This is a genomic window from Paraburkholderia sabiae, from assembly GCF_030412785.1.
GTDB lineage: Bacteria > Pseudomonadota > Gammaproteobacteria > Burkholderiales > Burkholderiaceae > Paraburkholderia > Paraburkholderia sabiae.
Window position 1 is genome coordinate 2491431 of the sequence record NZ_CP125295.1, and the last position, 12695, is coordinate 2504125.

Sequence of the window (12695 nt, forward strand, 5' to 3'; positions counted from 1 at the left end):
CGGTTTAAAGCTTATCGCACCGTCGCGCGCATGCCTGAATTCAAGCGTCGCCGATACGTCGAATCCCGCGTCGCCAGCCAGTAGTAAAGAGGCGAAGTCAGAACCAGGCCGATCACCCATGAGAGATCGGCGCCGTCCAGATAGCCGGGCACGGGACCGGCATACATCGGCGTGTTCATGAACGGAATCTGCACGGCAATACCCACTGCGTACGCGATGAGCGCCTGCGGATTGAAACGTCCGTAGAGGCCGCCGTCCGCCTGGAAGATCGATTCGATGTCGTACTTCCCTTTGTGAATCACGTAGAAGTCGATCAGATTGATCGCCGTCCACGGCACGAGCACGACCAGCAGCGCCAGCACGAGATCGACCAGATTGCCCACGAAGTTCGTCGATGCGCCGATCGCGGCATAACAGCATGCAGCCAGAATCACGAACGAGAACACAGCGCGCGTCTTCGCCGTCGGAATCCAGCGATACGCGAAGGTCTGCACCGACGTGATCGATGCGAGCACCGCGCCGTAGAGATTCAACGCGTTGTGGCTGATGACGCTGAGCAGGAAGAGCACGAGCATCGGCAGACCGAGCGGCCCCGTCGCCTGCTTGACGGCATCCATCGCATCGACGCCGGGCGGCACGGCCAGCACTGCGACCGCACCGAACACGAACGCGAGCGTCGAGCCGATCGTGCAGCCCAGATACGTGGCCCAGAATGTCGATGCAACGCTGACGTTTTCGGGCAGATAGCGCGAATAGTCGGACACGTATGGCGCAAACGCGATTTGCCAGAGCGCGGACAGCGAGACCGTCGCGAGCCAGCCGGCCACGTTGAAGCCGCCACGCGTCAGGAAGTCGGCAGTCGAGACGTGCGTCAGGATATAGCCGAAGCCGATGAAGATACCGATGCCGAGCACCCACGTTCCGATGCGATTCAGAATGTGGATGAAGCGATAACCGATGATGCCGATCAGCCCCGACCCCAGCGCACCGACCACGATCCCCGTCGGTACGGACACGGACGACTCGATGCCATGCAGCGATTTCCCCGCCAGCACGATATTCGAAGCGAAGAAGCCGACGTACATCACGCCAGCGATCACCGTGACGAGCAACGCACCCCACGAGCCGAATTGAGCGCGGCTCTGGATCATCTGCGGAATGCCCATCTGCGGGCCTTGCGCGGAATGCAGCGCCATCAGCACGCCGCCAACCGCCTGCCCCACCACGATAGCAACGATTCCCCACAGCAGATTGAGGTGGAAAAGTTGCACGCCGAGCGCGCCCGTGACGATCGGCAACGGTGCGATATTGCCGCCGAACCAGAGGGTGAAGAGATCGCGGACCTTGCCGTGACGATCCTCGGGTGGCACGTAGCCAATCGTGTGTTTCTCGATCAATTGGGATGCTTTACGCTCCGTGGTAGCCACGATGCTGTCTCCTGTCTTGCGCAGCCGTGCTGCATTTCATGACGGCTCGGGCATGACCCGGGCGCACGTGTTTTCAGATCACGAACGGGATGAGGCCGACAGGTAATCCGCCAGTCGCGCCAACATCGCATCGCATCCGGCGATTTGCGCGACCGTCACGAATTCGTCCGGCTTGTGTCCCTGATCCATGCTGCCGGGTCCGCAGACCACGGCGGGAATGCCCGCCTGATGGAACAGTCCGCCCTCGGTGCCGAACGCCACCGTGCCGAACTCATTCGAGCCGCACAGCCGCGCGAGCAGTCGCGCCGCATCGCTGTCGGGCGGCGTCGCGAGTCCCGGATACGCCGACAGTGGCTCGAAGCGGATATCCGTCCCGTCGTTCACCGCACGCATCTTCGGAAGCAAATGCGTCTGCGCATAGTCGTGCAGTTCGTCGGCGACGTGCGTCGCGTCGTAACCCGGCAGCGCGCGCACTTCGAAGTCGAATTCGCATTCGGCAGGCACGATGTTCAGTGCGCGTCCGCCTTTGATCACGCCCGTCTGCACGGTCGAATACGGCGGATCGAATCGTTCATCGTGATGCTCGGGCGTCGATAGCTGTTCGCCGATCTCTTCGAGCCGATTGATCAGGCGCGCCGCATACTGAATCGCGTTGACGCCATACGGCGCGTACGCCGAGTGACACGGCGCGCCCCTGACCTGGCAGCGCATCGCGAGCTTGCCTTTGTGGCCGAGCACCGGCTTCAGTTCCGTCGGTTCGCCGATCAGACACAACGCGGGCTTGTGCGGACGCTGCGCCAGTTCCGCGAGCATCGGCCGCACGCCCAGACATCCCACTTCCTCGTCGTACGAGAACGCAAGATGCACGGGCACCTTCAGATCACGCTCGAGAAACGCGGGCACGCTCGCCAGCACCGACGCGATGAAGCCTTTCATGTCGGCCGTGCCGCGCCCATACAGCCGGCCTTCGCGCTCGCTCAGACGAAACGGCTCGACTGTCCACGGCTGACCGTCGACGGGCACGACGTCGGTATGTCCCGACAGGACGATGCCGCCCGCCCGATCGGGGCCGATGGTCGCGAACAGGTTCGCCTTCGTGCGATCGGCGTTGTAGAACAGTTCGCTGCGAACGCCGAGATCGCCGAGCGTGTGACGGATGAAATCGATCATCTCCAGATTGGAGTCGCGGCTGACCGTGGGAAACGCGATCAGCCGCTCGAGCAGCGCGCGGCTCGACATCTCATTCATCGCCCGGCACTCCGTAGCTCGGGGCGGCCGTCGGATCGAGCGCACGCGTCACGTAGTCCTGCATTTGCGGCTTGTACGCCTGCCACAAACGGTCCACCTGCCCAATGGGATCAGCGTCGGCCCAGTCGACGCGCAAGTCGACGATCGGCCAGCTCAGATCGCCGACAATCTTCAACGCCGCCGAATGCACGGGCCCCGCTTCGCCGCCCGCGTCCATCGCCGCATGCATCGCCGCCAGCAGGCGATCGGCGAGCAGGCCCTCCGCGTTTTCGAACGCGGGCACCATCGCTTCGATCACGCCCTTGTCCGCGAGCATGTTGCCCGCTGCAACGCACTGCGTGCCCGCCACCGCGTGATACGTGCCGAGCGCTTCCTTGCCGCTGAAGAACGCCGTGCGACCGCGCGCATCGATCACCGTCACCTGCCGGTACTCGCTCCACGCGTTGGCACCGAGCGCACGATCCAGCGCGGCAGCGGGTTCGAGTTGCGCGCTCTCCAGCAGATCGAGAATCTGCGGACCGAGCGCGGGCAGCGTCACGTTTTGCGTCGCCACTGCACCCACTCCAGCGCGCAGCCACGGACAACGGGCGCCGACCGCGATGCTCGAAGAACTGATCGCGATACCGAACTGTCCCGTTTGCGCGCAACGTCCGACGATAGAGAAAGTCATGTCGTGCTCCTCACGCCTGCGGCGTCCATCCGTCCGGAATGACCGCGATCACGTCGATCTCCATCAGCCATTGCGGCTGGCCCAACGCCGTGACGACGAGGCCCGTCGAAATCGGGAACACGCCCTTGAGCCATTTGCCGACTTCCTGATACACGGGCTCGCGATAACGCACGTCCGTCAGAAAGGTCGTCGTCTTGACGATATGCGAGAGATCGCTGCCCGCTTCTTCCAGCAGCGCCTTGACGTTCTTCATCGCCTGCTCGGCCTGCGCGCGCGGATCGCCGAGTCCCACCAGACGCCCGTCGAAATCGGTCCCCACCTGGCCGCGCACATAGATCGTATTGCCGGCGCGCACGGCCTGACAGAGGTCGTTGTCGAGCGACTGGTTCGGATACGTGTCCTTCGTGTTGAACATGCGGATGCGGGTATGCGTAGGTTGGCTCATTGAATGCACCTTGAAACGAATAAAAGAAAAATGCGCTTGGCTTTGTGACCGTCTTCGTGAACGGCTCAGCTCAAGTCCATTTCGCTGACTTTCTGAACGGGCGAACCGGCGGGCTTGCGCTGCGCTTCGGCGTCGCGTTTCGGCGCGTCGTAATAAGCGAGATATTTGCGCTGCGTCGCGATGTGATCGGCGATATGTTTCGCGTCGTGCCAGACGCCCCAGATGAACGCGGAACCTCGCCGCGACAGCCACGGTAAGCCGAGAAAATAGATGCCCGGCTCTTTCGATACGCCGCGCTGATGTTTCGGCTTGCCCTTGTCGTCGAATGCATCGACTTGCAGCCAGCCGAAATCGACGGCATAGCCGGTTGCCCAGATGATCGACGTCACGCCCGCCTCGACCAGATCGAGTTTCAGCAGCGGATTGAGCAGACATTCGGGATCAGCGGGAATCACGCGTGCTTCCGGCTCTTCCGGAAGATCGAGCCCATTGCGCTGGGCGTAGGCGTCGGCGGCATCCAGCAGCGACAGATAGTTCTCGTCGCCGCGCGCGACGTTGTCCGCGAGATCCGCATCGAACTTCACGACGTCGCCTTCGAATGATTTCGTCAAGCCGACGAGCGTCACGCCCTGATGCGCGAGACGGCGGAAGTCGACGGTATGGCCGCCACGCGCGCCGCTCACGGCAATGGTCACGTGCTCCTTGCCCGGCCGCATCACTTCGGCATCCCATTCGCCGAGCACGCCGAGCCACCAGCAGAAGTCGCGGCCGCGATAGGCGCGCGGCGGCCGGTCGTGCGGACCGACGGACAGATACACCTGGCGTCCCGCGCGCTGCAGTTCATCCGCGATCTGCACGCCTGACGAACCCGCACCGATCACCAGCACGCTGCCTTCCGGCAACTGCTGCGGGTTGTGATAGTCGGCGGAATGAATCTGCGTGAGACGGTCCGACTTCGGCGCGACGGCGGGAATCAGCGGACGCTGGAACGGGCCCGTCGCGACGACGACGCGGCTCGCCTCGAACACGCCGTCCGATGTTTCAACCGTAAAGCCCTGACGACCCGCATTGCGCACCACTTTCTTTACTTCGACGCCCGTGCGAATCGGCGCATCGAATTGCTTTGCGTACTCGACGAAGTAATCCGCGACCTGATCTTTCGACGCGAAGCCGTCGGGGCTGACTTCCGCGAACTCGCGATTGGGGAAGCGATCGTGCCACGCGGGGCCATTGGCGACGAGGGAATCCCAGCGCCCCGTGCGCCACCGCTCGGCGATGCGCGCGCGTTCGAGCACGATATGCGGCACGCCGATCGTGCTCAGGTGTTCGCTCATCGCGACGCCGGCCTGACCGGCGCCGACCACGAGCGTGTCGATTGACGTTGTTTTCACTGCCATGTCCAAGTCCTTCTCAAAGGCGGTTCGATCCGAGCCGTCATGCCTTCGCACCTGAAGAGCGAAGCGCATATCGATAGGTGCACTGCACCGTGAATCAGCTGTCCTGATGCGGAATCTACGCGCGCCGTCCGAATCCGAAAAATATATTTAAAAAATGCATGGCATCGGATTTACCTATGCAAGGCTTTTTGACCGCCTCACAATGGTGCGCATTGCAGTGCTCATTGCAGTGCTCATTGCTATGCACACTCATCTGCATAAAGAAGTGCCTACTGTGGTCCGAATCTGGAGCATCGACGATGGAAAACCATCCCCTGCGTTACTCGCTTCGCCAGCTGCGTTACTTCGTCGTCACGGCCGAAGCGCTGTCGTTCACGGCCGCCGCGAAGCGCCTGCACATCTCGCAACCGTCGATCTCCACGGCGCTGGCTGACCTCGAATCGTCGTTCGGCGTGCAGCTTTTCATTCGGCATCACGCGAGCGGCCTGTCGCTCACCCAGGCGGGCCGCGATCTGCTGGGACAGGCGCGCAATCTCCTGAAAATCGCGGAAGAATTGCAGATGTCCGCGAAGGAAATGGATGGCGGCATGACGGGTTCGATCGCGCTCGGGTGCCTCGTTTCGCTCGCGCCGCCTTTGATGCCGCGCCTCATCAGCCGCTTCGCCAGCGAATATGCGGGCATTTCGTTCCGCACCGTCGAAGCGCATCAGGACGGGCTGCTGCGCGGTCTGCACGACGGTTCGCTCGACATAGTCCTGACCTATAGCCTCGACCTCACCGAGGACATCGCCTTCACGCCGCTGCTGTCCTTGCCGCCCTATGTGATCCTGCCGACGTCTCATCGCCTTGCACGCGCACGCAAGGTGTCGCTCGCCGATCTGTCGCACGAGCCTTATGTGATGCTGGATTTGCCGCACAGCCGCGAATATTTCGCCGCCCTGTTCGACGCCGTGGGCACACGGCCCGTGCCGGCGTTCCGCTCGTCGCAGCCGGAAGTGGTGCGAGGCATGGTGGCCAACGGCCTCGGCTACAGCATCCTCAACTTTCCGCTCAAGTCGAACCGCACCGTCGACGGCGCAGACTTCGTCGTCAAGCGCTTCAAGGACAACGTCAACGCGACGACGCTCGGCATCGCGCAATCGCGCACGATGCGCCCGCGGCAAGTGGTGCAGCGCTTTGCGTCGTTCTGCGAAACCTATATCCGGCGGCTGCATCTGGACACCTGATCGCGCTTTCGAACACGCATATATCGCGCGACACGAGCCATTGGCAGCAGCAAGTTCGCTGCATAGCCAAAACCTCTGCTTTGTATCCGAAAACAATATTTTGACTGGGAATTTGGCTTGATAGATTGATGTCCATGTCGAGCGCAACGCCGCGTAATCCAGCGTGGACGCGCGCTCTCGCAAGCTCGAAACGAGGAGGCGGCATGGCAAACCCGGCAAGCACTATCACAGCGCAAGCGCTCGTCGACCAACTGCAGACCGGCTGCGAACGGTCATTCGGCGAAGCGCGCTCGATGCCGCCCGGCGTCTACACATCCCCCGAATTTCTCGCACTCGAAGAACGCGACATCTTCGCGCGCGAATGGCAATGCGTCGGCCGTGCGAGCGCGCTGAAAGCGCCCGGCGACTATCTGACTGCGCGCATCGGCGCGCAACCGATCGTCGTGCTGCGCGACGAGCAGATGCAGCTGAAGGCGATGTCGAACGTGTGCCTGCATCGCATATCGGTGCTGCTCGAAGGACGCGGCAACGTACGCCGTATCGTCTGTCCTTATCACGCGTGGAATTACTCGCTCGACGGCGCACTGAAAGGCGCGCCGCTGATGGACCGGCAAGAGGGCTTCTGCAAGGAGAGCTATCGCCTGCCCACGCTGCGCTGCGAAACGTGGCAAGGCTGGATCTACGTGACGCTCGATCAAACCGCCCCGCCCGTTCATGTGCAACTCGCCGACCTGAGCGAGCTGATCGGCGCATACGGCATGTCCGACTACATCGAAACGTTCCACGAAGAACATGTGTGGGATACGAACTGGAAGATCCTCGCGGAGAACTTCATGGAGAGCTATCACCTCCCCATGCTGCATCGCGCGACGGTAGGTCCGCATTCCCGCCTCGAAGAAATGGAATGCCCGCCGGGCTTTCCCGCCTTCAACTATCACTGGATCACGAAGGAAGCGTCACTGCCCATCGGCAATGCGCATCCCGACAACACGCGTCTCACGGGGCACTGGCGCAAGACGACGGCTCTGCTCGCCATCTATCCGACGCATCTCGTCACGCTCACGCCCGGTTACTTCTGGTATCTCGTGCTGCAACCCGAGGGCGTGGGGCGCGTACATATCCGCTTCGGCGGCGGACTGGCGCCGGAGTTCATCGCCGACCCGCAAGCGCAGGCGCACATGGCGACGCTGAAAACGCTGCTCGACGAAGTGAACGCGGAAGACCGGCGCGGCGTGGAGGCCGTATTTCGCGGCGTGCATGCGCCGCTCGCGAAGCCCGGTCATCTGAGTCATCTCGAACGCCCCAATTACGACTTTGCCCGCTATCTCGCAGCGAAGCTCCGTGCGCATTGATCACGACGCAACACCGACAGGACGCAAGCACGATGTCAAACCCTTCCTACATTTCGTTTTCAGGCGTGAGCAAATCGTATGACGGCGCGCATTACGTCGTCGACGATCTGAACCTCGACGTGCGCAAGGGCGAATTCCTGTCGCTGCTCGGACCGTCCGGTTCCGGCAAGACGACCACGCTGATGATGCTCGCGGGTTTCGAATCGACCACGCAAGGCGAGATCCGGCTCGACGGAAAACGGCTCGACGACAAGCCGCCGCATCAGCGCGACATCGGCATGGTGTTTCAGAACTATGCGCTCTTCCCGCATCTGACGATTGCGGAGAACGTCGCGTTTCCGCTGTCCGTGCGCCGCGTGAGCCGCGCCGAACAGAAGGCACGGGTGAAGCGCGCGCTGGAGATGATCGAGTTACCGCATCTGGCGAATCGTCGTCCCGCGCAACTTTCTGGCGGACAGCAGCAGCGCGTTGCGCTCGCGCGCGCGCTCGTGTTCGAGCCGAGCGTCGTGCTGATGGACGAACCGCTCGGCGCGCTCGACAAGCGTCTGCGTGAAACGATGCAATACGAAATCATGCGCCTGCACCGCGAGCTTTCGCTCACGATCGTCTACGTGACGCACGACCAGGCGGAAGCACTGACGATGTCGGACCGCGTCGCCGTGTTCTCCGATGGCCGCATCCAGCAGGCGGCCACGCCGAGCGAGCTTTACGAGAACGCGCAGAACGCGTTCGTCGCGAACTTCGTCGGCGAGAACAACGGGTTGACGGGGCGCGTCGTCGATGTGAGCGATGCGATTGCGACGCTCGCGCTAGCGGACGGCAGCCTCATTCGCGGACGCTGCGAAACCGGCCTGTGTGCGGGCGATGACGCGATGCTCGCGTTGCGCCCCGAGCGCGCGCACATTCCGGCCGCCGAAGGCGCGCAAGTGGAAGCGCATAGCAACGTGGTGCGCGCGCGCGTCGAAGAACTCGTGTATTGCGGCGATCATCATCGCGTTCATCTGAAGCTCGGCTCGCGCGACGACATCGTCGTGAAGGTGCCCAATACGCAACGTCATGCGCTGCCTTCGCCCGGCGACACCGTCGAGGTCGCGTGGCGCCACGACGACTGCAAGATTCTCGCAGCAAGCGCCAGCGCGCATCGCAGCGCGCCCGCGAACTATTCCTCGCCGTCTCCCTTACCTTCAATCATGACGACCGCACCTGCAGGAGCCAACTGACATGCGCACCCCTATCAACGCACGACGTGCCGCACTCGCCGCATTTTCCGTTTTCGCTTTCGCCGCCGCGCATGCGTCGGCGGCGGAAACGCTTTCCGTGGTGACGTTCGGCGGCGCCTATGAAGCCGCCGCGAAAAAGGCCTATTTCGAGCCGTTCACGCAAGCGACGGGCGTGGGCTTTTCGACGGAATCGTACGACGGCGGTCTCGCCAAGCTCTCCGCGATGGAGCAGGCGAAGAACACCACGTGGGACCTGATCGACCTCGAAACAAATGACGCGATCACCGCCTGCGACGAAGGCCTGCTGAAGAAGTTCGACAAGAAGACGTTGGGCAAGACGAGCGATTTCATTCCCGGATCGATCAGCGATTGCGCCGTTGCGAGCATGGTCTGGTCCACGGTGTTCGCCTACGATGCAAGCAAGCTGAAGAGCGCGCCGACCACGGTCGCCGATTTCTTCGACCTGCAGAAATTCCCCGGCAAGCGCGGTCTGCGCAAGTCGCCGAAGGTATCGATGGAATGGGCGCTGATCGCCGACGGCGTCGATCCGAAAGATGTGTACAAGGTGCTCGGCACGCCCGCAGGCGTCGATCGCGCGTTCAGGAAGCTCGACACGATCAAGAAGAATATCGTGTGGTGGGAGTCGGGCGCACAGGCGCCGCAGCTGCTCGCGGACGGCGCGGTGGTGATGACGCAAGCCTATAACGGCCGCATCGACGATGCCGCGAAGAAGGACAACAAGCCCTTCAAGGCGGTGTGGGACGCGCAGGTCTACGACTTCGACTGGTGGGGCATTCCGACGGGCGCGAAGCATGCCGATGCGGCGGCAAAGTTCATCGTTTCCGCTTCGCAGCCGAAGGCTTACGCAGACCTCTCGAAGTACATCGCGTATGCGCCGCCGCGCAAGGATGCCATCGAACTCGTCGACAAGCAGCGACTCTCCGATCTGCCGACCGCGCCGCAGAACTTCAAACGCGCATTGCAGATCAACGCGAGCTTCTGGGCCGACAACGCGGACCAGATCAACAAGCGTTTCCAGACCTGGCTGACGCAATAACCTCCTGAGCAATAACCTCCTGAGCGAGAGCCTGACGTGACTACCAGCATGCCCGTATCGGCCCACGCCGCGGCGCCGGGCTCTCCGCCGAGAGCCGATGGCCGCGCGTCCTTCCAGAAGGCGCAGCGCCGCGCGTCGGCGCAGGCGCTGCTGCTTGCGCTGCCGTTGATTGTGTTCCTGCTGTCGACGTTCATCGCGCCGATTGCGTTGCTGCTCGCGCGCAGCGTGCAGAATCACGAAGTGCCCGACAGCATGCCTGCGCTCACGCGGGCGCTCGACGCGTGGGACGGTCGTGGCATTCCCGACGAGCACACGTTCGCGCTGCTCGCGTCGGGGCTCAAGCAGGCACAGGAGAGCGGTCAGCTCGGCACGGTTGCGCGGCGCCTGAATTTCTCTCAGGCGGAGTTCCGCAGCCTGCTGATGCGCACCGCGCGCAATCTGCCCGCCGATGCGCCGACCGCGTGGAAGCCCGCGCTCATCGAACTCGACGAACGCTGGAACGCGCCGGAAACGTGGCGTCTTCTGAAACGCGCCGCCCAATCGCCGACGCCCGATTACCTGCTCGCCGCCGTCGATGCGCAAGTCACGCCGCAAGGTTCCGTCGGCTTCGTGCCGGATAACGCGTCCGTGTATCGGCAGGCATTTCTGCGCACCATTTCGATCAGCGCGACGGTCACGCTGCTATGTTTGCTGCTCGGCTATCCCGTCGCGTGGATGCTCGCCAATCTGCCCGCGAAAAGCAGCAACCGTCTGATGCTGTTCGTGATCGTGCCGTTCTGGACCTCGCTGCTGGTGCGCACGACCGCGTGGTACGTGCTGCTGCAACCGGGCGGCGTCATCAACGGCCTGCTGATGGGACTCGGCCTGACGACGCATCCGTTGCCGCTCATCTTCAATCGCGCCGGCGTGCTGATCGGCATGACGCATGTGCTGCTGCCCTACATGATTCTCGCGATCTTTTCGGTGATGAAGAGCGTGTCGCCCGTTTATGTGCGCGCGGCGCAATCGCTCGGCGCGCATCCGTTCACTGCGTTCGTGCGCGTGTATGTGCCGCAGACGCTGCCAGGCGTCGGCGCGGGGTGCTTCCTTGTGTTCGTGCTCGCGCTCGGCTACTACATCACGCCCGCATTGCTCGGCGGAGCGGGCGACGAGATGATCAGCCAGCTGATCGCGATGCAGACGAACACGCAACTCAACTGGGGCCTGGCGGGCGCGCTCTCGGCGTATCTCGTGATCTTCACGGCGATCTTCTATTTCCTGTTCAACCGCATCGTCGGCATCGACCGTTTGCGCTTCGGTTGAGCCATTCATACACGACGAAGAGAGACCGACATGCAGGAACAACGGAAAAAGGTGCTGACGGAACGCATCGCGGCGCGCTGGGTGCGCGTGCATACCGCGCTCGTGCTGTTCTTCCTGATCGCGCCGATTCTCGCGATCATCCCGCTCTCGTTCAATTCGGGTTCGTATTTCTCGTACCCGTTGCAGGGCATTTCGTTGCGCTGGTACGAACAGGCGCTCACCAGCGCGGACTGGCAGCGCGCGCTGTTGAACAGTCTCGGCATCGGCGCGGCATCGACGCTGATCGCGACGTGTCTCGGCACGCTCGCCGCACTGGGCCTGAGCCGTACGAAATTCCCGCTGCGTTCGCTGATCATGCCCATCATCATCTCGCCGATGATCGTGCCGATCGTGGTCGTCGCGGCGGGCTTCTATCTGATCTTCGCGCCGCTCGGGCTTGTCAATTCGTATCCCGGCGTCGTGCTGGCCCACGCGGCGCTCGGCACACCGTTTGTCGTCATCACCGTCACGGCTTCACTGCTGTCGTTCGATCAGAGCCTGCTGCGCGCGGCATCGGGGCTCGGCGCCGCGCCGTGGGTCACGTTCCGGCGCGTGACGTTGCCGCTCATCACGCCCGCCGTGGCCACGGGCAGCGTATTCGCCTTCGCGACCTCGTTCGACGAAGTGATCGTCATTCTGTTTATCGGCGGGCCGGACCAGACGACCGTGCCGCGCCAGATGTGGAGCGGCATCCGTGATTCGATCGATCCGTCGATCCTCGCCGTTGCGACCATGCTGATCGTGTTCGCCGTGTTGCTGTTTGCGAGCATCAACTGGCTGCGCGGCCGTGCTGCGTCGGCGGCCGGAACGCTTACGTGACGGCTAAGCGGCCCACGCCGCATTTTGCAGAACGATCCGGTAGCCGTCCGGGTCCTCGAACGTCCGGCCCGACACGTCCCAATACGGATTGAGCGAGATGACGTGTACAAACCCGTTCTCGACAAGACGATCGCAGGCTGATTGCCATTCCTGTCGATCCGGGATGTAGAACACCAGCAAGTCCTCACTCGTCGGGCTTGGCACGACGGGATGTCCGGGGCAACGGGTGAACTCGAAGTGATAGTCCATACCGGGACTTCCGAGCATCACTCCGTCGAACCCCTGATGATCCTCGAACTTCGCCAGCACGCTCAGGTTGAGCGCTGCGCAGTACATGTGCTCAGTGCGGGCAAGATCGCGGACGGGACGGGCGATTCTGATATGCGTCTGCATTTCTGGACACCTTTATCAAAGAGAATGTCCTAAAACACTACCTTCTACGTCGTTTTCGCCGCGCGCTGCCTGCTCCACAATTCGCTCACACCATCTTCTG

The 12695-nt window shown here is 62.7% G+C and carries 12 protein-coding genes; 6 read left to right on the forward strand and 6 right to left on the reverse strand.

What is annotated here, in order from left to right; genetic code table 11:
* Nucleotides 1-11: 11 nt before the first annotated feature.
* The 5 genes from QEN71_RS11200 to QEN71_RS11220 form a co-directional block, all read right to left on the reverse strand.
* A complete protein-coding gene (locus QEN71_RS11200) occupies nt 12-1427 on the reverse strand; it encodes a purine-cytosine permease family protein (RefSeq protein ID WP_201652708.1) in 1416 nt (471 codons plus the stop codon).
* Between the two features lie 78 nt (nt 1428-1505).
* A complete protein-coding gene (gene argE, locus QEN71_RS11205; RefSeq protein WP_201652705.1) occupies nt 1506-2675 on the reverse strand; it encodes an acetylornithine deacetylase in 1170 nt (389 codons plus the stop codon).
* Complete coding sequence (locus QEN71_RS11210) at nt 2668-3345, reverse strand: DUF1028 domain-containing protein (protein WP_201652702.1); 678 nt, start codon at nt 3343-3345, stop codon at nt 2668-2670. The genes argE and QEN71_RS11210 overlap by 8 nt, the downstream gene beginning before the upstream one ends.
* Nucleotides 3346-3355: 10 nt before the next feature.
* Nucleotides 3356-3790 carry a RidA family protein gene (locus tag QEN71_RS11215; RefSeq protein ID WP_201652699.1) on the reverse strand — a complete coding sequence of 145 codons (435 nt, stop codon included), beginning with the start codon at nt 3788-3790 and terminating at the stop codon, nt 3356-3358.
* Nucleotides 3791-3855: 65 nt separating this feature from the next.
* Complete coding sequence (locus QEN71_RS11220; protein WP_201652696.1) at nt 3856-5187, reverse strand: flavin-containing monooxygenase; 1332 nt, start codon at nt 5185-5187, stop codon at nt 3856-3858.
* A gap of 299 nt (nt 5188-5486) precedes the next feature.
* Here QEN71_RS11220 and QEN71_RS11225 point away from each other — a divergent pair, with 299 nt between their 5' ends.
* The 6 genes from QEN71_RS11225 (at nt 5487) to QEN71_RS11250 (ending at nt 12202) form a co-directional block, all read left to right on the forward strand.
* A complete protein-coding gene (locus tag QEN71_RS11225; RefSeq protein WP_201652693.1) occupies nt 5487-6413 on the forward strand; it encodes a LysR family transcriptional regulator in 927 nt (308 codons plus the stop codon).
* Between the two features lie 203 nt (nt 6414-6616).
* Nucleotides 6617-7765, forward strand: coding sequence for an SRPBCC family protein (locus QEN71_RS11230; protein ID WP_201652690.1), 1149 nt, complete (start codon nt 6617-6619; stop codon nt 7763-7765).
* Nucleotides 7766-7797: 32 nt separating this feature from the next.
* Complete coding sequence (locus QEN71_RS11235) at nt 7798-8985, forward strand: ABC transporter ATP-binding protein (protein WP_201652687.1); 1188 nt, start codon at nt 7798-7800, stop codon at nt 8983-8985.
* Nucleotide 8986: 1 nt separating this feature from the next.
* Nucleotides 8987-10042, forward strand: coding sequence for a polyamine ABC transporter substrate-binding protein (locus QEN71_RS11240; protein ID WP_201652684.1), 1056 nt, complete (start codon nt 8987-8989; stop codon nt 10040-10042).
* A 48-nt stretch (nt 10043-10090) separates the two neighbouring features.
* A complete protein-coding gene (locus tag QEN71_RS11245) occupies nt 10091-11344 on the forward strand; it encodes an ABC transporter permease (RefSeq protein WP_201652902.1) in 1254 nt (417 codons plus the stop codon).
* Nucleotides 11345-11374: 30 nt separating this feature from the next.
* Nucleotides 11375-12202: an ABC transporter permease gene (locus tag QEN71_RS11250; protein ID WP_201652681.1), complete on the forward strand. Its 828-nt coding sequence runs from the start codon at nt 11375-11377 to the stop codon at nt 12200-12202.
* Nucleotides 12203-12205: 3 nt separating this feature from the next.
* On the opposite strand, the gene QEN71_RS11255 is transcribed toward QEN71_RS11250, so the two are convergent.
* Nucleotides 12206-12595 carry a VOC family protein gene (locus QEN71_RS11255; RefSeq protein ID WP_201652677.1) on the reverse strand — a complete coding sequence of 130 codons (390 nt, stop codon included), beginning with the start codon at nt 12593-12595 and terminating at the stop codon, nt 12206-12208.
* Nucleotides 12596-12695 lie beyond the last annotated feature (100 nt).

Coding starts and splice junctions, on each gene's coding strand:
- argE (WP_201652705.1), bottom strand. CDS start 2,675: ATGAATGAGATGTCGAGCCGCGCGCTGCTCGAGCGGCTGATCGCGTTT.
- QEN71_RS11210 (WP_201652702.1), bottom strand. CDS start 3,345: ATGACTTTCTCTATCGTCGGACGTTGCGCGCAAACGGGACAGTTCGGT.
- QEN71_RS11215 (WP_201652699.1), bottom strand. CDS start 3,790: ATGAGCCAACCTACGCATACCCGCATCCGCATGTTCAACACGAAGGAC.
- QEN71_RS11220 (WP_201652696.1), bottom strand. CDS start 5,187: ATGGCAGTGAAAACAACGTCAATCGACACGCTCGTGGTCGGCGCCGGT.
- QEN71_RS11225 (WP_201652693.1), top strand. CDS start 5,487: ATGGAAAACCATCCCCTGCGTTACTCGCTTCGCCAGCTGCGTTACTTC.
- QEN71_RS11230 (WP_201652690.1), top strand. CDS start 6,617: ATGGCAAACCCGGCAAGCACTATCACAGCGCAAGCGCTCGTCGACCAA.
- QEN71_RS11235 (WP_201652687.1), top strand. CDS start 7,798: ATGTCAAACCCTTCCTACATTTCGTTTTCAGGCGTGAGCAAATCGTAT.
- QEN71_RS11240 (WP_201652684.1), top strand. CDS start 8,987: ATGCGCACCCCTATCAACGCACGACGTGCCGCACTCGCCGCATTTTCC.
- QEN71_RS11245 (WP_201652902.1), top strand. CDS start 10,091: ATGCCCGTATCGGCCCACGCCGCGGCGCCGGGCTCTCCGCCGAGAGCC.
- QEN71_RS11250 (WP_201652681.1), top strand. CDS start 11,375: ATGCAGGAACAACGGAAAAAGGTGCTGACGGAACGCATCGCGGCGCGC.
- QEN71_RS11255 (WP_201652677.1), bottom strand. CDS start 12,595: ATGCAGACGCATATCAGAATCGCCCGTCCCGTCCGCGATCTTGCCCGC.